This window comes from Actinomyces sp. Marseille-P3109, assembly GCF_900323545.1.
Classification (GTDB): Bacteria; Actinomycetota; Actinomycetes; order Actinomycetales; family Actinomycetaceae; genus Actinomyces.
Genome location: NZ_OOHN01000008.1, coordinates 1,795,261 through 1,815,225 on the forward strand (window position 1 = coordinate 1,795,261; position 19,965 = coordinate 1,815,225).

Here is a 19,965-nt window from a genome sequence, read left to right on the forward strand (position 1 = left end):
GTCGGCATGCGGATCCTCCACACCTCCGACTGGCACCTGGGGCGCACCTTCCACGGGCGCGTGCTTGATGACGCGCACGCCGCCTTCGCCGACCACCTCGTCGAGCTCGTCAGCGCCGAGTCGGTCGACGCCGTCCTCGTGTCCGGGGACATCTACGACCGTGCCATCCCGCCCAATGACGCCGTCGCCCTCCTGGATGAGACGCTGCGCCGCCTGACCGAACGCACCCGGGTGGTCCTCACCCCCGGCAACCACGACTCCGCCCGCCGCCTCGGCTTCGCCGCCGACCTCATGCGCGAGGGCCTCATCATCCGGGCCCGCACCGCCGGCCTCGACCGCGGCATCATCCTTCCCGACGCCGACGGCAACGATGCCGCCATCGTCCACGCCCTGCCCTACCTCGACCCCGACGCCGCCCGCGAGATCCTCCCACCCCTCCTCGTCGAGCGCCTGGGCGAGGAGACCCCCGCAAAGCACATGGCCGGAGAGGACCAGGCCGAGGGCGAAGGCACCGCCTCTCAGCCCAGCGCGTCGGAGCGCCCGCGCCTGCCCCGCTCCCACGAGGCCGTCGTCTCCGCCGCCCTGCGCCTCGTGGCCGCGAACCTGGACCGCCTGCGCACCGGCCGCACCCGGCGCCTGCCGAGCCTGCTCATGGCCCACGCCTTCGTCGTCGGCGGCGAGGCGTGCGAGTCCGAGCGGGACATTCGCGTCGGCGGCGTCGACTCCGTGCCCTCCGGCGTCTTCACCACCCTGGGCGGCTCACCCCTGGCCGAGCGCTGTGGCGGCCTGGACTACGTGGCCCTCGGCCACCTCCACCGGCCCCAGGATCTCACCCGGCCCACCGGCCCACGCCTGGTCTACTCCGGCTCGCCCCTGCCCTTCTCCTTCGACGAGGCCGAGGGCGCCCGCAACTCGGCCACCAAGTCCTCCGTCCTGCTGGACCTCAGCGCCGACGGCGTCGCCGGCCTCGAACGCATCCCCACCCCGGTCCTGCACCAGGTGCGCACCCTGACCGGCACCATGCCCGAGCTCCTCTCCCCCGCCTTCGACGACGCCACTGGCGCCTGGGTGCGCGTCATCCTCCAGGGCGAGCGACCACCCGGCGCCCTGGCCACCCTCAAGGATCGTTTCCCCAGTCTCCTGGCCTTCCAGCACGAGGCCCCCGCCCGCGCCGCCCGCGAGCGCGTGGCCGTCACCGCCGCGGCCGACCCGCTGCGCATCACCGAGGACTTCTTCGACGACGTCTGCGGGCGCGCCCCCGAACCCTCCGAGCGCGGCGTCCTGCGCAGCGCGTACGAGTCCGCCCTGGCGAGCGCGAGGAGCGAGCGATGAGGATCCACTCCCTGACCATGACCGGCATCGGCCCCTACGCGGGGCGGGAGCGCATCGACTTCGACGCCGTGGGTGCCTCGGGCCGCTTCCTGCTCACCGGCCCCACCGGCTCGGGCAAGACCACCATCATCGACGCGATCGTCTTCGCCCTCTACGGGGACGTGGCCGACTCGGCCGACTCCTCCAAGGAGCGCATCCGCTCCACCCTCGTAGGCCCGCACACCGAGAGCGTCGTCGAGCTCGTCTTCTCCACCGGCGCCGGCGTCTACCGGGTGCGCCGCACCCCCACCTACGAGCGGGCCAAACTGCGCGGCCAGGGAACCACCACCCAGAACGGCACCGTCAAGCTCTGGCACCTGGCCGAGATCGGCGGGGAACCGCTCGACGAACCCGTCACCCGCGTGGGCGACGCCGACGCGGAGATCGCGCGCGCCGTCGGGCTCAGCCGGGAGCAGTTCACGCAGACGGTCGTCCTGCCGCAGGGCAAGTTCGCCCGGTTCCTGCGCGCCGACTCCTCTGAGCGCCAGCACCTCCTCAAGGACGTCTTCGGCACCGGCATCTACGACGCCATCCAGGACGCCCTCATCCAGGCCTCTCGGGAGGAGGCCAAGCGGGTCGAGCAGGCGGCGGCCGATCTGCGCGGCCAGGTCTCTTCCCTGGCCCGGCACCCCTTCCTCACCGAGGTGCCCTCCCCCACCAAGACCACAGATACCGGCGACGGGACCGACGACGCCGACCATGTGGCTCTCCAGAATGACTCGTCACAGGAGGCCCCGTCCGGAGGAACCCAGGAGGCGCTGCCGCTGTCCGGTGATGATGTCGCCGCCTCAACCGGCGGGGAAGACAAGGAAGGCACAACCGATCCCGATCCGGCGCCCGCCCAGGCACTGGAGACCACGATGGCCGGCGCCACCCCGGACCTAGAAGCTCTTCGCCGCGTCGGGGCCAAGGTGCTGGAGGCCTCGCGCAGCCGTGTAGAGCAGGCAGATGCCCGCGCCGAGGCCACCCGGCAGGTCCTCACCCGGGCTCAGGCCGCCCGCGAGGAGTCCCAGAGGCTCCACGACCTCCTGGAGCGGCGTCGGGCCCTGGTTGAGGAGAGCCAGCGGCTGGCCGAACGCGCCGAGCAGGACGCCGACGACGCCGCACGCCTCCAAGCCGCCGAGCGCGCCGCCCGGGTACGGCCGTACCTGACCGCCGAGCAGACCGCACGCAGCCGGGCCCAGCGGGCCGTGGCGGCTCTGTGGGCCCGCGCCGACCAGAGCGGCCTGGCCCACCTGGCCGAGCGGTCCGGAGCCGCTGGAGCTGATAGCGCCGACGGTGCGGGCCTCCCCGATCACGATGCTCCCACGACCCCGGCCGCACTGGTCGGCCCCCTGGCTCGTGAGGCGCAGCGCCTACTCTCCGCGCTCAATGATGAACCGGGCGACACCGAACCAGGAGCGGTCGAGCCGGAGCCCGTCGAACCAGGCATCCCCACCCAGCAGGGCGGCAGCGAGGCGGCTAAGACATCCACGGCGGCCGATGTCTCGGAGCCGGCTGAGACCGAGGCCATGAGTACCCAGGGCCTTGATGGGCTGGCGCACCGGTGCCGCCGCGAGCACGGACAGCTCGAGGCCCTTGTCGATCTTGAGACCGGCCTGGAGGAGCGCGTGGGCGCCCTGAACCAGCGTGAGACGAACCTTCAGCTCAGCATCGCCGAGCTGGCGCAACAGGCCGAGCAGTTCTACTCCCGCCCAGGGCAGCGCACCGCCCTGGTGGAGAAGCTGGAGGCGGCGCGGGCGGCCCGAGAGCGCCTGGATGGTCTTCACGAGCGCCGCACCCGGGCCGAGGAGCGTCACCGGGCCGCCCTCGCCGTCGAGCAGCTCACGGCCCAACTGGCCCAGCAGGACGATGCCTGCACCCAGGCGGCCGCGCTCGCGCGGGAGGCGACCGAACGGGTTCGCGCCACGCGCCTGGCCTGGATCTCCGGGACCGCCGGGGCGCTGGCCGGCGAGCTCACCGAGGGCGAGCCCTGCCCCGTGTGCGGCTCCCCCACCCCGAGGGCGCCACCCGCCAGCAGGTCGAGGCGGCTGAGGAGCACCAGCGGCAGGCCGACGAGGCACTCAGCGGAGCCGTCCGGGAAAGAGACGCCTGTGCCGCCCGGCTTCTGGAGGCCCAGCGCGCCAGTGACGGCATGGATACCCTCACCGCCGAGGCCGCGCTGGAGGCTGCCACCACCGCCCTGACCGCGGCTCAGGCCGCAGCCGACGGCGTCGACGAGCTGGTCGAGCACCTCGAGGCCTTCGATGCCGGCACCGAGCAGGAGCGCGCCGCACTCGATGCCGCCCGGTCGGCCCAGGAGTCGGCCCGCAGTCGCCTGGAGGCCGAGCGCGAGGCCCTCGCTCAGGACCAGCGGCGCTGCCTGGAGGTGCGCGGGACCTGGCCGAGCGTCACCGCCCGCGCCGCCGCGCTCCTCGTGCAGGCGCAGGAGGCCGAGGACGCCTCCGAGGACGTCGACACTGCACGCACCGCCCTGGCTCAGGCCCGCAACGCCCTGACAGACCTGGCTGGAGCCCTGGACGAGGAGGGCTTCACCAGCGCAGCCCACGCGCGGGCCGCCTTCCTGGACCGCGACGCCATCGACGCCCTCACCACCACCGTGCGCGCCTCCGCCACGGTCCGCGAGCGGGTCCGCCTGGGGCTGGAGGACCCGCAGATCGCTGCCTTGAGCGGCCAGGAGGAGGACCGCCTCGAGGCAGCCTCTGCAGAGCTCGCCCGTGCGGACGCCGTCGCGAAGGACGCGGCCTCCCTCCAGGCGCGCACCGCCGAGTCCCACGAGCACCTGCGCCGGGCCGTCGACGGCGTCGAGCAGGCGGCCACCGCCTACGAGGAGGCCGCCGGCTCCAGCGCCGATCTCATCCGGGTGGCCTCGCTCGCCCGCGGGGAGAACGAGGCCGGCACGCCCCTGGCCACCTGGGTGCTTCAGGCCCGCTTCGAGGAGGTCCTCGTCTTCGCCAACGAGCGCCTGTCCCAGATGTCCTCCGGGCGCTACGAACTCATCCGGGTCGCCGAGGAGACCAGCCAGCGCAGACGCCGCAAGGGGCTGGGCCTGGCCGTCGTCGACCACCTCGGGGACGAGCGCACCCGCGATCCCAGGACCCTCTCGGGCGGGGAGACCTTCTACGTCTCCCTGTCGCTGGCCCTCGCCCTGGCCGACGTCGTCTCAGCCGAGTCCGGGGGCGTGAGCCTGGAGACCCTCTTCATCGACGAGGGCTTCGGCACCCTGGATGCCGACACCCTCCAGACGGTCATGGCCGAGATCGACCATCTGCGTGCCGGCGGGCGCACGGTCGGCATCGTCTCCCACGTGGCCGAGCTGCGCGACCAGATCGCCGAGCGCATCGCGGTGCGCCGCGTCTCATCGGGCGGATCCACCCTGAGGGTGACCGCCTGAGGGACCCGAGCTCCAACAGGTCGAGGCCGTTGGGCCGAAACCGCATTCGGACAGTAATGGACGGTTACTGCCCCGATCCTCCCTGGTCCTGCGCGCCATCCTGCTGGTCGCCACCGTCTTCCTGACCGGTACCGTCCTGGGAGTCCCCCTGCTGGTCGCCGAACTGGTCGGCGCCTCCCTGCGGGTCGATTCCCTGCTCGGCGGCCTTGTCCTTGACCGTGTTGAGAACGCTGATGATGTCCTCACGGCCGGGGAAGGAGACGCCCGACTGCAGGGAGCTGAGGGCCTGGTCGATGTTGCCGACATTGATCTGACCGGCGAAGTTCTCCGCCTCGGCGACGGTCTGCTCCTTGAGCACCCCCGCCCCGTAGTAGACACCCGCGATCGTTGCTGCCAGGGGCAGGAACAACGAGGCCAGGACCAGCAGCGCCGCCGGCGCCTTCGGTTTGGCCCGTGCCAGAGCCGTGCAGGAGACGAAGAAGGCGATGAAGGCCAGTACCGCGCCGCCACCGATCGCGCCGATCGCCGTCCAGTTCGGATTCCATGTCTGGCTGGAAAGGATCTCGAAGACATGGAGCGTGGTCAGCAGCGTGTACATCCCCCACCCCAGGAGCGCGGATGCCACGAGCACCATGATGGTTCCCACTGGGAGCGCTGCCGTGCGACGACGCTGTGGGGGCTTGGGAAGCTCCACCAGCGGCTCCGGCTCAGGCTCGCTCCAGGTCTGCTGGGCCGGCACCGGCAAGGCCGTGGGGCGGGCGCTGCTGGACCGGCTCGGCCGGGTAGGTGGCCTGGGCCGGCATGGCCCTCGTCTCCGGCGCCGCCTGCATGGGCTGGAGGACCTGGGTGTAATGGCTGCGCTGGTCAGGCGAGGCGGCCAGCTGCGGGGTCGACGTCGACGGCGGCAGGTAGCCCCAGCCCTCGCCTCCCGGCGGCATGGCGATCGCCTCGGTGGCACCCGCCCGGGCCTCGGCCTGGGCGAGGTCGATCCGCTCGGTGGGCCGTGCGCCATCAACGCGGTCCACGGCCGCATCCACCTCGGCGTCGTCGTCGAACTGCGGCCCACGGGAGAGAGGACGGGACACGATGAGGCTCCTTGCCAGGGGGTATCGATTGGGTCTCTACAACCACGAGGCTACGCCACCGACGCCTCCGGCACGAGGAGCCCAGGTCCTCAGGCGAGGGCTCGCTGCGTGTTCTCGCGCACCACGAGCGCCGAGCGCGGAGCCAGGACCACGTGGCCCGTGCAGGCCTCACCTGTCAGCAGATCGGTGCCCACGACACCGGCCACCTCGGCGGCCCGGTCACCGTGGTTGAGCAGGAAGAGGACCTCCCCGCGCCGCTGCGCCTCGACGCCGTCGGGCAGGTCGGCAACGACCGGTTGCACCCGGGCGTGCGCGCACACCAGTGTCAGCAGGGCGGCCCGGCTGACGGTGTCGAGGTCTGCGGCCACGTACCAGGCCGCCCCCGCGCCTCCCACTGGGCGCCGGGTGATGGCGGACCGCCCGGCCAGGTCCACGCCCCCACCGCGGCCGTCGAAGACCGCCACCACGTCGGCCTGCGCCCGGCCCTGACCGGCGCCGGCGTCGCCTGGTGCCTCATCGAGGCTCACTTCCTCGACCCAGCCGCCGGCGCGCAGGTCAGGCGTGGGCGAGCCCATCTGGTCCAGGACCCTGCGCAACGGCTCACCGACCGCCTCCAGGCCCGTCCAGGCCTCGGCAGCAGGTGTCCCGACGGCGCGGCTGAGGCGGTTGACGAGCGCCCCGCGGGAGTCACGTGAGCCACCGAGGTCGCCGGCGTCGTCCTGATCTACCGGTCCGCTCAGGGCGGCGTGGTCGGAGACCCTCACCCCGAGCAGGGGCCGCAGCGATCCCAGGTAGCCGCCCAGGACCGCCCCGGCACTGGCGTCGACGACCCCGGTGGGGCCGACCACGACGACCTGGGCCCCCGCGGCGGCGGCCTGCTCCAGGTGGCGGGCGAGCTCGGGGTAGTCGATGAAGACCGCGGGAACGACGATGAGGCGGTACCCGGCCAGGTCAGCACGCACGGGGACGATGTCCGTGGCGATCCCCGCCTCCCACAGGCTGCGGTGCCAGGCGCGGGCCGCCTCGAAGCGCTCCCCGAGCTCGACCGGCCCGATGGTCGAGCTCATGGCCCACTGGCTGTCCCAGTCCAGGACGACGGCCGCCTCGGCGAGCACCGGCTCCCCCAGCACCGCTCCGAGCCGCTTCAGGGCCCGACCGGTGGCCACCACCTCGTCCCAGGTGCGGCTGGCGCGCCCGGCGTGGGGAACCATGCCGGAGTGGAAGGTCTCGGCGCCCCGGCGGGACTGGCGCCACTGGAACTGCAGGATGCCGTCGGCGCCGTGGGCCACGCGCGCCAGGGACCACAGGAGGAGCTGGCCGGGGCGCTTGGGCGAGTTGCGTCCGCGCCACTGGACGGCGCTGGGCGCCTGCTCCATGAGGATCCAGGGGCGTCCCTCCGCCAGGCCCCGCATGAGGTCACCGGCCCAGGCGACCTCGTGGGCGGCGGCCGGGTCGGCGGGGTCGGGGTAGGAGTCGTCGGAGATGATGTCCAGCGACTCGGCCCAGCGCCAGTAGTCGGTGGCCGGGAAGTCGCCCATGAAGTTGGTGGTCACCGGCAGGTTCGAGTGCTCGCGCAGGATGCGGGCCTCGGCCTCCATGAGGCTGCGCAGCTGGTGGTCGCTGAAGCGTCTCCAGTCCAGGAGCTGGGCGGGGTTGTGGAAGGTGGGCATGGCAGCGGGCGGGCTGACCTGCTCCAGGCTCGTGTAGCGCTGGGACCAGAAGTCGGTGCCCCAGGTGGCGTTGAGGCGGGCGACGTCGCCGTAGCGGTCCGCCAACCAGTCCCGGAAGGCCTGGGCGCAGGCGGGGCAGAAGCACTCGGCGGTGTGACAGCCGTACTCGTTGCCGATATGCCACATGACGACGCCCGGGTGGCTCCCCAGGCGCTCGGCCAGCTCCCTGGCCAGAGCGGCGGAGCGCTCACGGTAGACGGCCGAGCTGGGGCAGTACTGCTGGCGTGAGCCGAAGCCCAGGCGCACGCCGTCGGCGTTCATCGGCAGGGACTCGGGGTGGTCGGTGGCCATCCAGGCGGGCGGGGAGGCGGTGGCGGTGGCCAGGTCGACGGCGATCCCGGCGTCGTGGAGGCGGTCCACGATCTCCACCAGCCAGTCGAGCTCGTAGGTGCCCTCACGCGGCTCGAGGCGCGCCCAGGAGAAGATGCCCAGGGAGACCAGGTTGACGCCGGCCTCGGCCATGAGCTCGAGGTCCTCGGCGAAGGCGGCCTCGTCCCACTGCTCGGGGTTGTAGTCGCCGCCGTAGGCGGGGCTGGTCAGCCTCAGCAGCTCGTGGGGCTCATGACCCACCCCGCGCCCCCCGCCGCCGACGTCCGGGACGGGCGGTTGCGAGCAGGCTTCAGCTGATCGTCGAGCGCGAGCTCGTCAGCCAGGCCAGCGGCACCGTGGTGAGGAACAGCCCCTGCCACTCGCGCTCCCACAGCAGGGCGATGTCACCGCCGGGCAGCTGGGCCATGCACTGGTAGACGTAGTGGCGCGGGTTGACGACCCGGTTGTGGGGCCAGGTGGCGCCGTCGTCGTGGCTCAGGCGCATGACGCCGCAACCACGGAAGGGCAGCATCTGGGAGGCGTTGGCGAAGACGATGCTCCTGCTGCCGGGCTCAACGGCTCCAGCGGTGTCATTGGCACCGGTGACGGCGATGGCGTTGGGCTGGGAGAAGATCTCGGTGAGCTGGGCGTCATGGTCGACCTCACCCCAGGTGACGCCGCCGTCGCGGGAGACGGCGTGGGCGACCCGCCCGGAGGGGTGCTGGTTGCGGGCCCAGACGTGCACGGCGCCGTCGGCGCCCTCGACCAGGACGGACTCGTACAGGCTGGCCCGCTCGTCGGCCAGGTCGCGCGAGGAGACGACCGAGCCCAGCACCTCGCGCCCGTCGTTGGGCGAGGCGCCCAGGGTCCAGGTGGCTCCGCCGTCGTCGGAGTAGATGGCGGCGCAGGACAGGTAGCCGGTGCCGCCCGCCTCGTGGCTGTAGTAGACGGGGACGAGGATGCGTCCGGCGTGCTCAGCTCCGGTCAGCTGGATGGCGTTGCCGGGGCCGGTGCCCAGGAAGCACATCCAGTCGGCCTTGACCTGGGCGGTGATGTCGATCGGCTCGGACCAGGTGGCGCCGTCGTCGTCGGAGGTGATCATGAGCAGGTGGGAGCTGCGGTGCTGGAAGAGGCAGTCCTCGGGGGCCTGCTCGTAGGCGAGGTAGATGCTGCCGGCCGCCTCGCCGTCCAGAAGGACGTCGCCGGCGCGGGCGCCGGTGGCGGCGTCGTCGCTCAGTAGGACGCGGTAGTCGGTGGGCTCGCCCGCATCGGTCAGCACGGCGCCGTCGGGCTCGACGGCGAACAGCTCGCCGGCGCGGTTGTGCAGCACACGGCGCCCCTGGGTGTCGAAGCCGGTGCCGACGACGGCGTTGGGCTGGCCGATGCCGCCGGGGAACTGGTCGACCAGGCAGATGACGCGCCCGGTGGAGCGGTCCTGGACCAGGACGGAGTCGATGAGGGAGGCCCCCAGCGCACCGGTTCCCGGCAGTGAGAGCAGGGTGCGCATCTCCTCCCAGGTGGCGCCGCCGTCGAGGCTGCGGCGCATGACGAGGTTGATGTCGTTGGGGGCGTCATTGGGGATGGAGACCCGCTGGTCGGCGCCGGCCAGGATGACGCCGCTGTCCAGGGTGAGCAGGGAGGGGATCCGGTAGGACAGGGCGCCGTGGTAGCCGGTGTCGAACAGGGCGCGCGTGGGCAGCGGGGCGGCACCGGCCAGGCGCTTGATCTGGGCGTCGGTGAGAGCGGCGTCGTAGACCATGGCGGTCTGGGCCTCACCGAAGAGGCGCTTGCCGTCCAGGTCCGCGCCCACGACCACGCGGGTCACCGGCGCGATGTCGGCCAGGAAGGCGCCGCCGGGGGCGTGGGCGACCTGGTAGCCGTCGACGTGAATCTCCACCGCGCCGCGCGCCGAGGTCACGACGACGTCGTGCCAGGTGCCGTCGTCCCAGTGGCCCGGGGCCCGCACCTCGATGAGGGGCTCGGTCTCGGGGGAGTCCGCTCCGGGCAGGACCCGGTAGGTCAGGCCCCCCGCGTCGATGTCGAGGTGCAGGGTGCCGCCCTGACCGTGGGCGGCGATGACGGTGCCGGCCTGCCCCCGGCCGCGGGTGCGGAACAGAGCGCGGATGGCACCGGAGGCCAGGGACCCGACGCGGCGGGCGTCGCGGGCGGAGAGCTCACTGGCCGCGAACTGCACCATCGGGGTGACAGCCAGGGACTGGGCCATGACGGCGCGGTCGCTGAGGGGCTCGGCCCAGGCGGTCAGGCGGGTCACCGCAGCGATCCCGTCGGGGTCGATGCTCACGCCGGTCAGGCCGATCTGGGAGAGGAAGGCGGTCAGGGTCGTGGAGAAGCACTCGTAGCCGTCGGCGTAGAGGTGGGTGCCGGTCTCGTTGACGCTCACAGCGATCGTGTGGGGGCGTCCATCGTCCAGGCCCAGGGCGTCCTCGGCGTCGAGGAGGCGACGTTCGACACCGCCCTGCTCCCCCGTCCCCGTCTCCGGCGAGCCGTCGGACCCGAGGACCTGCTCGCCGTAGAGGCGGCCTCCGCGCAGCTCCAGCGTGATCCGCCCCTTGGTGCCGGTGAGCTCCATGAGGGTGGCGTCGGCGCGGACGGCGACGTCGAGGAGAATCGTGCCGCATTCGCAGGCGGCCAGGGCGGCGAGGTCGCGCTCGCCGACGCTCAGGGGCGAGGAGGTATCGGATGCGGTGAGGTCGAGGAGCATGGGCGGGGTCCTTCGGGACAGTATCGACTTTCCGGCGGATTTATACGATGAAGCGCGGCCTGCGCGCGACGGTGCGCGATCAGGCCATCCAGTCATATGATGTCTGATGTATCGCGCACTGTAGCACGATACCAGAACCTCAAGGAGACCTTATGTCCGCCACCTCAGAGAATCGGACTGACAACCAGGCCGAGAACCAGGCTGAGAAGCCCGCTGAACGCCGCACCGTACCGTTCGTCGTCGGCGCCTACCCCATGCTTCCCCCCGACGACGAGGACCGCCGCGGGGCCGCCGCCCTGTACGCCGCGCTGGCCGACCTCGGTTGTGTCGACGGCATCGAGCTGCCCTTCCGGGAGGCGCTCGACGCGCCCGAGCCGTGGCTGGCCGAGCAGCTGGCGGGGCGCTTCACGCAGTGCGTCATCACGGCGATCCCGGGAACCATGGGGCGCGCCGGGGCCGATCCCGCCTTCGGCCTGGCCTCCCCCGACGACGACGGACGCAGCCAGGCCCTGGCCTACACCCGCACCCTGCTCGAGGCGGTCGACCGTCTGCACGAGGCCGCGGGGCAGCAGGTCGTCACCCGGGTGGAGCTGCACTCGGCGCCCCACCACCAGGCCTGCGCCAAGGCCTTCCACGCCTCCTTGAGCGAGCTGGCCGAGGACTTCGCCTCCCGGAGCCTGGGGATGATCGTGGAGCACTGCGACGCCGAGGGCGGCGTGGGCCCCTCGGAGAAGGCCTTCCTGCCGCTGTCCCAGGAGATCGTCGCCTGCCGGGACACCCCGGCCCTCATCACCGTCAACTGGGGCCGCTCGGTCATCGAGACCCACGACCCGGCCACCCCGGAGCACCACGTGCGCGAGCTCGTCGAGGCGGGCCTGCTGGGCGGCGTCATGATCTCGGGCGCCGGCCCCGAGAAGACCCAGTGGGCCTGGGCGTGGGCCGATGCGCATCTGCCTCTGGCCGAGCACGAGCCGACCAGCTGGCTCACGCCCGAGCGGGTGGCCGCCACGATGCGTGCGGCCGGTTCCGCCCAGACCTACGAGGGCCTCAAGATCAATACCCCGGCCCGTGCCTCCCTGGAGGAGAAACTGGCCTGGGTCGGCCGCGTCCGCGAGGCCATGCTCGCCGGGCGCACCGGACTCACAGAGCCCACCGACTGAGCACGCCAGGCTCGTCGCCTGCCGCGTCGCCGGCTCCTCCGCCGCTCACACAACGGCGTCCGGCCCGCTCCCCCACCGGGGAGCGGGCCGGACGCCGTGGAAGCCGCTCGTCGCAGACGTTCCCGAGGAGATCGCCTAGAACTCGACGTCCTCGCTGCTGGAGAAGCCGGTGCGGAAGTCATCGGAGAAGTCCGCACGCAGGTCGCCGCCGAAGTGGAAGTCGTCCAGGGCGACGGACTCGCCGAAGACGTTGTCCCCCAGGTCCACGCGGGAGAAGACCTCGGCCTTGACCTCCTCGGTGGGCTCGACCTCGATATCCGAGTAGCGGGCCAGGCCCGTACCGGCGGGGATGAGCTTACCGAGGATGACGTTCTCCTTGAGGCCCAGCAGCGGGTCGGACTTGCCGTTCATGGCGGCCTCGGTGAGCACGCGCGTGGTCTCCTGGAAGGAGGCGGCGCTCAGCCAGGAGTCCGTGGCCAGCGAGGCCTTGGTGATTCCCATGAGCTCGGTACGGCCGGTGGCGGTCTTACCGCCCTCGGCCATGACCCGGCGGTTCTCGGCACGGTAGTGCATGACGTCCACCAGGTCTCCCTGGAGGAGGTTGGTGTCCCCGGAGTCCAGCACGGTCACACGGCGCAGCATCTGGCGCACGATGACCTCGATGTGCTTGGAGTGGATGTCCACGCCCTGGGAGCGGTAGACCTCCTGGACCTCCTCGACGAGGTGGCGCTGGGTGGCGGCCACCGAGCGCAGGCGCAGGACCTTCTTGGGGTCGACCGGTCCCTCGGTGAGGGCCAGGCCGGGCTCGACGTGGTCGCCGTCGGCCACCAGCAGGCGCTGACGACGCGAGACCGGGACGATGACGTCCTCCTCGCCGTCGTCACGGGTGATGACCAGACGCTTGCCGTCGGCGTCGTCCTCGATCTTGAGGGTGCCGGCGGCCTCGGCCACGGCGGCCTCACCCTTGGGAGTGCGGGCCTCGAAGAGCTCCTGCACACGGGGCAGACCCTGGGTGATGTCCGCGGCACCGGCCGCACCACCGGTGTGGAAGGTACGCATGGTCAGCTGCGTGCCGGGCTCACCGATGGACTGGGCGGCGATGATGCCGACGGCCTCACCGATGTCGACGCGCTTACCGGTGGCCAGGGAGCGGCCGTAGCAGGCGGCGCAGGTACCGACGTTGGAGTCGCAGGTGAGCACGGAGCGGACCGTGATCTCCTCGATACCCGCGTCGATGGCGGCCTGAATCTCGGCGTCGCCGAGGTCGGCGCCCGCCTCGATGATGAGGTTGCCCTCGGCATCGATGGCATCGCGCGCCAGGGTGGTGCCGAACACGGTGGTGCCCAGGATCTCCGAGGGCTCCTTGATGAGCTCGTCGCCGGCCTCGATCCAGGAGAAGATCCGCTTGGTCAGGCCCTTGCGAGTGCCGCAGTCCTCCTCACGGACGATGACGTCCTGGGAGACGTCGACCAGACGACGCGTGAGGTAGCCGGAGTCGGCGGTACGCAGCGCCGTGTCCGCCAGACCCTTACGAGCGCCGTGGGTGGCGATGAAGTACTCCAGGACGCTCAGGCCCTCGCGGTAGTTCGACTTGATGGGACGCTCGATGAGGCGCTGCTTGGGGTCGGCCACCAGACCGCGCATACCGGCGAGCTGGCGGATCTGGTCCCAGTTGCCTCGGGCCCCGGAGACCACCATCTGGTAGACGGTGTTGCGCTGCGGGAAGTTCTCGCGCATCGCCTCGGCGACCTCGGCGGTGGCCTTGGTCCAGATGTCGATGAGCGAGGCGTAGCGGTCGTCCTCGGTGAGGGCACCGAGCTCGAACTGCTCCTCGATCTCGGCGGCCTCGTTCTCGTAGCGAATGAGGATCTCCTGCTTGGCCTCCGGGGAGACGACGTCGGCGAAGGCAACGGTGATACCGGACCAGGTGGACCAGTAGAAGCCGTTGGCCTTGAGGGCGTCCAGGGAGGCGGCGACCTCCACGCGGGAGTAGTTCTCCGCCAGGGCGTTGACGATGTTGCCCAGCTGCTTCTTATCCACGACGTAGTTGACGTAGGGGAAGGTCTCGGGCAGCGAGGTGTTGAACAGGGCCCGTCCCAGCGAGGTGCGCAGGGTGATCGGAGAGCCCTCGTTCCAGTCCTCGGGCGGCTCCCAGCCCTCGGGCGCGGCGATGCCCTCCTCGAAGCGGATGTCGCAGGCGGCGTTGACGTGGAGCTTGCCGAAGTCGTAGGCCATGACCGCCTCCGCGAAGGAGGAGAAGGCCGGGACGATCTCGTTGCCCTCGGCGTCGCGCTCGACCTCGACCGCCGGGTCGGGGTCGGAGGTGAGGTAGTAGGTGCCGATGATCATGTCCTGGCTGGGCATGGTCACGGGGCGCCCGTCGGAGGGCTTGAGGATGTTGTTCGAGGACAGCATGAGGATGCGGGCCTCGGCCTGCGCCTCGGCGCCCAGCGGCAGGTGGACCGCCATCTGGTCGCCGTCGAAGTCGGCGTTGAAGGCGCCGCACACCAGCGGGTGCAGCTGGATGGCCTTGCCCTCGATGAGCTGGGGCTCGAAGGCCTGGATGCCCAGACGGTGCAGGGTGGGGGCGCGGTTGAGCAGCACGGGGTGCTCGCGGATGACCTCGGCCAGGACGTCCCAGACCTTGGGGTTGGCGCGCTCGACCATGCGCTTGGCGGCCTTGACGTTCTGGGCCTCCTTGAGCTCGACGAGCCGCTTCATGACGAAGGGCTTGAACAGCTCCAGGGCCATCTGACTGGGCAGACCGCACTGGTGCAGCTTGAGCTGAGGACCGACGACGATGACGCTACGGCCGGAGTAGTCCACGCGCTTGCCCAGGAGGTTCTGGCGGAAGCGGCCCTGCTTGCCCTTGAGCATGTCGGACAGGGACTTCAGCGGGCGGTTGCCCACGCCGGTGACCGGGCGGCCGCGACGGCCGTTGTCGAACAGGGCGTCGACGGCGTCCTGAAGCATGCGCTTCTCGTTGTTGACGATGATCGTCGGGGCACCCAGGTCCATGAGCCGCTTGAGGCGGTTATTGCGGTTGATGACCCGGCGGTAGAGGTCGTTGAGGTCACTGGTGGCGAAGCGCCCACCGTCGAGCTGGACCATGGGGCGCAGGTCCGGCGGGATGACCGGGATGTTGTCCAGGACCATCGACTCCGGGGCGGTGCCGGTCATGCGGAAGGCGTTGACGACCTTGAGGCGCTTGATGGCGCGGGTCTTGCGCTGGCCGGTGCCGTTCTCGACGATCTCGGCCAGGGCGGCGGCCTCGGCCTCCAGGTCGAAGCTGCGCAGGCGCGCCTGGATGGCCTCGGCGCCCATGGCGCCCTTGAAGTAGATGCCGTAGTCGGCGACCATGTCGCGGTAGAGGACCTCGTCACCCTCCAGGTCACCGACCTTGAGGCTCACGAAGCGGTCCCAGACCTTGTCCATATGCTCCAGGGCGCGCTGGTTGCGACGGCGCATGGCCGTGATCTCGCGCTCGGCGGTCTTGCGGAGCTTCTCGCGCTGGGAGGCCTCGGCGCCCTCGGCCTCGAGCTGGGCGAGATCCTCCTCGAGGCGCTGCTGGCGCGCCTCGACCTCGGCCTGACCGGACTCCTCGAGGTGCTTCTTCTTGACCTCGAGCTCGTTGCGCAGCGAGGGCAGGTCGTCGTGACGGCCCTCCTCGTCGACCTCGGTGACCATGTAGGCCGCGAAGTAGATGACCTTCTCCAGGTCCTTGGGCGCGAGATTGAGCAGGTAGCCCAGGCGCGAGGGGACGCCCTTGAAGTACCAGATGTGGGTGACCGGCGCGGCGAGCTTGATGTGGGCCATGCGCTCGCGACGCACCTTGGAGCGAGTGACCTCGACCCCGCAGCGCTCGCAGACGATGCCCTTGTAGCGCACGCGCTTGTACTTACCGCAGGCGCACTCCCAGTCCCGGGTGGGGCCGAAGATCTTCTCGCAGAACAGGCCGTCCTTCTCGGGCTTGAGGGTGCGGTAGTTGATGGTCTCGGGCTTCTTGACCTCGCCGTGGGACCACGAGCGAATGTCCTCCGCGGTGGCGAGGCCGAGCTGGATCCTGTCGAACACGTTGGCGTCGAGCACAGTTCCTACTTCCGATGGTGAATCTCATCAGGTGGTGGTCTGGGGGCGTTCCGTCGTCGTTGTTCCATGACTCCGACGGCGCCTGCGAGCCTGGTGGGAGGGCGGGCGGCGGGCCTGCCGCCCGCCCTCAACCGGGGCTCGATGAAGTTGTCACGAAGTCGTCACCGGAGTGGCTACTCAGATCTCGTCGACCGTGGAGGCGGTGGCCCCGCCCGGGCGCCGGCCCAGGTCGAAGCCGAGCTCCTCGGCGGCGCGCGAGCCGTCGTCGTCGGTGTCGTCCAGGGCGATGGCGCTGCCCTCGGCGTCCAGGGCCTCGACGTTCAGGCACAGCGACTGCATCTCCTTCATGAGCACCTTGAAGGACTCGGGGATGCCGGGCTCGGGGATGTCCTCACCCTTGACGATGGCCTCGTAGACCTTGACACGACCGTTGACGTCGTCGGACTTGACGGTGAGGAGCTCCTGGAGGGCGTGGGCGGCGCCGTACGCCTCCATGGCCCACACCTCCATCTCACCGAAGCGCTGACCACCGAACTGGGCCTTACCACCCAGCGGCTGCTGCGTGATCATGGAGTACGGACCCGTGGAGCGGGCGTGGATCTTGTCATCCACGAGGTGGTGGAGCTTGAGGATGTACATGTAACCCACCGAGATGGGGTACGGGAAGGGCTCACCGGAGCGGCCGTCGAACAGGCGCGCCTTGCCGTTGGGCTCCACCAGCTGCAGGCCGTCGGAGGTCGGCAGCGTGGAGTTCAGCAGCCCCATGAGCTCGTTGTCGCGCACACCGTCGAAGACGGGCGTGGCCACCGGCGTGCGGGGCTCGGCCTTGATGCCGTTCGCGGGCAGGTTCGCGGTCCAGGCCTCGCCGGCCTCCTGGGCGGCGGTGGCGTCCCAGCCGCGGGAGGCCACCCAGCCCAGGTGCAGCTCGAGGACCTGGCCGACGTTCATGCGGCTGGGCACGCCCAGCGGGTTGAGGATGACGTCGACCGGAGTGCCGTCGGCCAGGAAGGGCATGTCCTCCACGGGCAGGATCTTGGAGATGACGCCCTTGTTGCCGTGACGGCCCGAGAGCTTGTCCCCCACGGTGATCTTGCGGCGCTGGGCGATGTAGACACGCACCATGCGGTTGACTCCCGCGGGCAGCTCGGCGTCGTCGGAGGCGGCGTCGATCTCGCGCACACCGGTGACGATGCCGTACTCGCCGTGGGGCACGCGCAGGGAGGTGTCACGGACCTCGCGGGCCTTCTCACCGAAGATGGCGCGCAGGAGGCGCTCCTCGCTGGTCAGCTCGGTCTCGCCCTTGGGCGTCACCTTGCCCACGAGGATGTCGCCGCTGCGGACCTCGGCGCCGATGCGGATGATGCCGCGCTCGTCGAGGTTGGCCAGGGTCTCCTCGCTGACGTTGGGGATGTCCCGGGTGATCTCCTCGGCGCCCAGCTTGGTGTCGCGGGCGTCGACCTCGTGCTCCTCGATGTGGATCGAGGTGAGCATGTCCTCGGCGACCACGCGCTGGGAGACGATGATGGCGTCCTCGTAGTTGAGGCCCTCCCAGGTCATGAAGGCGACCAGGAGGTTCTGGCCCAGGGCCAGGTCGCCCTCGTTGGTGGCGGGGCCGTCGGCCAGGACCGATCCGACCTCGACGCGCTCGCCCTCGGTGGCCACGACCCGCTGGTTGTAGCAGTTGCCCTGGTTGGAGCGGCGGAACTTGGCGACCTTGTAGACCTTCTCGGTGCCGTCGTCGTTCGCCACGCGCACGAAGTCCGCGCAGACCTCGGTGACGACTCCGGCCTTGTCGGCCACGAGGACGTCACCGGCGTCGACGGCGGTGCGCCGCTCCATGCCCGTGCCCACCAGCGGGGCGTCGGGGCGGATGAGCGGCACGGCCTGGCGCTGCATGTTGGCGCCCATGAGGGCGCGGTTGGCGTCGTCGTGCTCGAGGAACGGGATGAGGGAGGTGCCCACCGACACCATCTGGCGCGGGGAGACGTCCATGAGGTCCACCTGCGAGGAGGGCACGAGGGCCGGCTCACCGCCGGTGACGCGGCACAGGACGTGGTCCTCGGCGAAGTGGCCGTCCTCGGTGAGGGTGACGTTGGCCTGGGCGATGACGTGGCGGTCCTCGTCGTCGGCCGTCAGGTAGTGGGTCTCGTCGGTGACGTGGCCGTCGACGACGACGCGGTAGGGGGTCTCGACGAAGCCGAAGGGGTTGATGCGCCCGAAGGTGGCCAGCGAGCCGATGAGGCCGATGTTGGGGCCCTCGGGGGACTCGATGGGGCACATGCGCCCGTAGTGCGAGGTGTGGACGTCGCGGACCTCCATGGAGGCGCGCTCACGGGACAGTCCGCCGGGGCCCAGGGCACTCAGACGGCGCTTGTGGGTCAGACCCGCCAGCGGGTTGTTCTGGTCCATGAACTGGCTCAGCTGGGAGGTGCCGAAGAACTCCTTGATCGCGGCCGTCACCGGCCGGATGTTGATGAGCGTGTTCGGCGTGATGGCCTCGACGTCCTGGGTGGTCATGCGCTCGCGCACCTGACGCTCCATGCGGCTCATACCGGTGCGCACCTGCGCCTGGATGAGCTCGCCGACGGCGCGGATGCGGCGGTTGCCCAGGTGGTCGATGTCGTCGTACTCGACGGCGATCTCGGTGATCTCACCGTCGCGCACGCCCTCGACGGTCTCGGCACCGGCGTGCAGGGCCAGCAGGTAGCGCAGGGCCGCGACGATGTCCTCGATCCGCAGGGTGGACTCGGTCAGGTCCGAGGCCAGGCCCAGCTTCTTGTTGATCTTGTAGCGGCCGACCTTGGCCAGGTCGTAGCGCTTGGGGTTGAAGTAGAAGTTCTCCAGCAGGGTGCGACCGGCCTCGACGCTCGGCGGCTCGCCGGGGCGGATCTTCTTGTAGATGTCCAGGAGCGCCTCGTCCTGGGTGGTGATCTTGCGGTCCTCGTCCAGGGCGGAGGTCAGGGCCGGGAAGTCGGCGAACTCCTTGCGGATCTCCGACTCGTCCATGCCCAGGGCCAGCAGGAAGACGGTGACGTCCTGCTTGCGCTTGCGGTCGATGCGCACGGCGACGCGGTCGGACTTGTCGATCTCGAACTCGAGCCAGGCGCCGCGCGAGGGGATGAACTTGACGTTGTAGACGAACTTGTCCGTGGCCTTCTCGGTGGTGCGCTCGAAGTACACGCCGGGCGAACGCACGAGCTGGGAGACGACGACGCGCTCCGAGCCGTTGACGATGAAGGTGCCCTTGTCCGTCATGAGCGGGAAGTCGCCCATGAAGACCGTCTGGGACTTGATCTCACCGGTGGAGAAGTTCTCGAAGTCCGCCACCACGTAAAGGGGGGCGGAGTAGGTGAGGTCCTTCTCCTGGCACTCCTCGGCCGTGTACTTCGGCTCCTCGAAGCGGTGGTCGTGGAAGGACAGAGCCATGGTCTCCCCGAAGTCCTCGATCGGGGAGATCTCGTCGAAGATCTCCTCCAGACCGGAGGTCTCGGGCAGGGAGCCTGGGTGCGCCTTGTTGGCGGCGATCATCCGCTCGCGCCACCTCTCGTTGCCGACGAGCCAGTCGAAGCTCTCGGTCTGGAGGGCGAGCAGATTCGGAGCCTGCATGGGCTCGGCGATCTTGGCAAAGTTGATACGACGCGACGCGGTACGAGCGGCGATGTCAGCAGCAGTGGGTGCAGAGGTGCGCGAGGCAGCCAAAGGGGGATCCTTCCCTCAGATCGGGGATCACACAACGCGCACCGCGGGCACCGGGTTGAGTAGAATCTGCGGAGTCGGGCTCGCGCCCGCCGGGGTTCCGCGGGGCCGGGGCCCGCGCGGAGGGCAGATACTCCTCGCACCAATACACACAATGCACGCAAAGCGCTAGCGTACACGGCCGGCGTCAAGTACTCCACGCCGATTCTCACCCGATCCTTGCGATTCCCACCACAGTCGCGCATACTGCCCCGCCCGTGCCCTCCGCGTGACCTGAATCCCGCTCGACGCTCGGTTCTCGGATGGGCCCTCCTGCGTGATCTCCCGGGCGGCCATTGTCCACCGCGCCACTTGCTCACCGATGCCCGCCCCTGCCTGACGCTGCTGGCTGCCGCTGGCCACCGCTGCC

At 70.7% G+C, this 19,965-nt stretch carries 10 protein-coding genes; 4 read left to right on the top strand and 6 right to left on the bottom strand.

The annotated features are described in order from the left end of the window. Window positions 1-6: 6 nt before the first annotated feature. The 3 genes from BQ8008_RS07875 to BQ8008_RS13695 are packed head-to-tail and all read left to right on the top strand — an operon-like array spanning window position 7 to window position 4,765. Window positions 7-1,332 (top strand): metallophosphoesterase family protein, encoded by a 1,326-nt coding sequence (locus tag BQ8008_RS07875; protein ID WP_108833530.1) that lies wholly within the window; start codon window positions 7-9, stop codon window positions 1,330-1,332. Next, window positions 1,329-3,557 (top strand): AAA family ATPase, encoded by a 2,229-nt coding sequence (locus BQ8008_RS13690; protein WP_234415283.1) that lies wholly within the window; start codon window positions 1,329-1,331, stop codon window positions 3,555-3,557. The genes BQ8008_RS07875 and BQ8008_RS13690 overlap by 4 nt, the downstream gene beginning before the upstream one ends. After that, complete coding sequence (locus BQ8008_RS13695; RefSeq protein ID WP_234415284.1) at window positions 3,506-4,765, top strand: SbcC/MukB-like Walker B domain-containing protein; 1,260 nt, start codon at window positions 3,506-3,508, stop codon at window positions 4,763-4,765. The genes BQ8008_RS13690 and BQ8008_RS13695 overlap by 52 nt, the downstream gene beginning before the upstream one ends. Before the next feature lie 64 nt (window positions 4,766-4,829). Here BQ8008_RS13695 and BQ8008_RS13700 read toward each other — a convergent pair whose 3' ends face one another. From BQ8008_RS13700 to BQ8008_RS07895, 4 genes are all read right to left on the bottom strand, one after another. Then, on the bottom strand, window positions 4,830-5,459 hold the full coding sequence (locus BQ8008_RS13700; protein ID WP_234415285.1) for a hypothetical protein: 630 nt from the start codon (window positions 5,457-5,459) through the stop codon (window positions 4,830-4,832). A 13-nt stretch (window positions 5,460-5,472) separates the two neighbouring features. Continuing rightward, window positions 5,473-5,850 carry a hypothetical protein gene (locus BQ8008_RS13705; RefSeq protein ID WP_234415286.1) on the bottom strand — a complete coding sequence of 126 codons (378 nt, stop codon included), beginning with the start codon at window positions 5,848-5,850 and terminating at the stop codon, window positions 5,473-5,475. Between the two features lie 89 nt (window positions 5,851-5,939). Further along, the gene (locus BQ8008_RS07890) at window positions 5,940-8,150 is read right to left on the bottom strand and encodes a beta-galactosidase (protein ID WP_108833531.1); all 2,211 of its coding nucleotides are present in this window, start codon (window positions 8,148-8,150) and stop codon (window positions 5,940-5,942) included. A 49-nt stretch (window positions 8,151-8,199) separates the two neighbouring features. Continuing rightward, window positions 8,200-10,611 carry a sialidase family protein gene (locus BQ8008_RS07895; RefSeq protein ID WP_108833532.1) on the bottom strand — a complete coding sequence of 804 codons (2,412 nt, stop codon included), beginning with the start codon at window positions 10,609-10,611 and terminating at the stop codon, window positions 8,200-8,202. Window positions 10,612-10,763: 152 nt separating this feature from the next. Here BQ8008_RS07895 and BQ8008_RS07900 point away from each other — a divergent pair, with 152 nt between their 5' ends. Next, window positions 10,764-11,771: a DUF4862 family protein gene (locus tag BQ8008_RS07900; RefSeq protein WP_108833533.1), complete on the top strand. Its 1,008-nt coding sequence runs from the start codon at window positions 10,764-10,766 to the stop codon at window positions 11,769-11,771. 135 nt (window positions 11,772-11,906) lie between these two features. On the opposite strand, the gene BQ8008_RS07905 is transcribed toward BQ8008_RS07900, so the two are convergent. Both BQ8008_RS07905 and rpoB read right to left on the bottom strand, forming a co-directional pair. Further along, the gene (locus BQ8008_RS07905) at window positions 11,907-15,860 is read right to left on the bottom strand and encodes a DNA-directed RNA polymerase subunit beta' (protein ID WP_108833534.1); all 3,954 of its coding nucleotides are present in this window, start codon (window positions 15,858-15,860) and stop codon (window positions 11,907-11,909) included. A 177-nt stretch (window positions 15,861-16,037) separates the two neighbouring features. Next, window positions 16,038-19,559: a DNA-directed RNA polymerase subunit beta gene (gene rpoB / locus BQ8008_RS07910; RefSeq protein WP_108833535.1), complete on the bottom strand. Its 3,522-nt coding sequence runs from the start codon at window positions 19,557-19,559 to the stop codon at window positions 16,038-16,040. Window positions 19,560-19,965 lie beyond the last annotated feature (406 nt).

Bases quoted from the DNA above. Each gene is read 5' to 3' on its own strand.
- BQ8008_RS07875 (WP_108833530.1), top strand. From the start codon at position 7: ATGCGGATCCTCCACACCTCCGACTGGCACCTGGGGCGCACCTTCCAC.
- BQ8008_RS13690 (WP_234415283.1), top strand. From the start codon at position 1,329: ATGAGGATCCACTCCCTGACCATGACCGGCATCGGCCCCTACGCGGGG.
- BQ8008_RS13695 (WP_234415284.1), top strand. From the start codon at position 3,506: ATGGATACCCTCACCGCCGAGGCCGCGCTGGAGGCTGCCACCACCGCC.
- BQ8008_RS07895 (WP_108833532.1), bottom strand. From the start codon at position 10,611: ATGCTCCTCGACCTCACCGCATCCGATACCTCCTCGCCCCTGAGCGTC.
- BQ8008_RS07900 (WP_108833533.1), top strand. From the start codon at position 10,764: ATGTCCGCCACCTCAGAGAATCGGACTGACAACCAGGCCGAGAACCAG.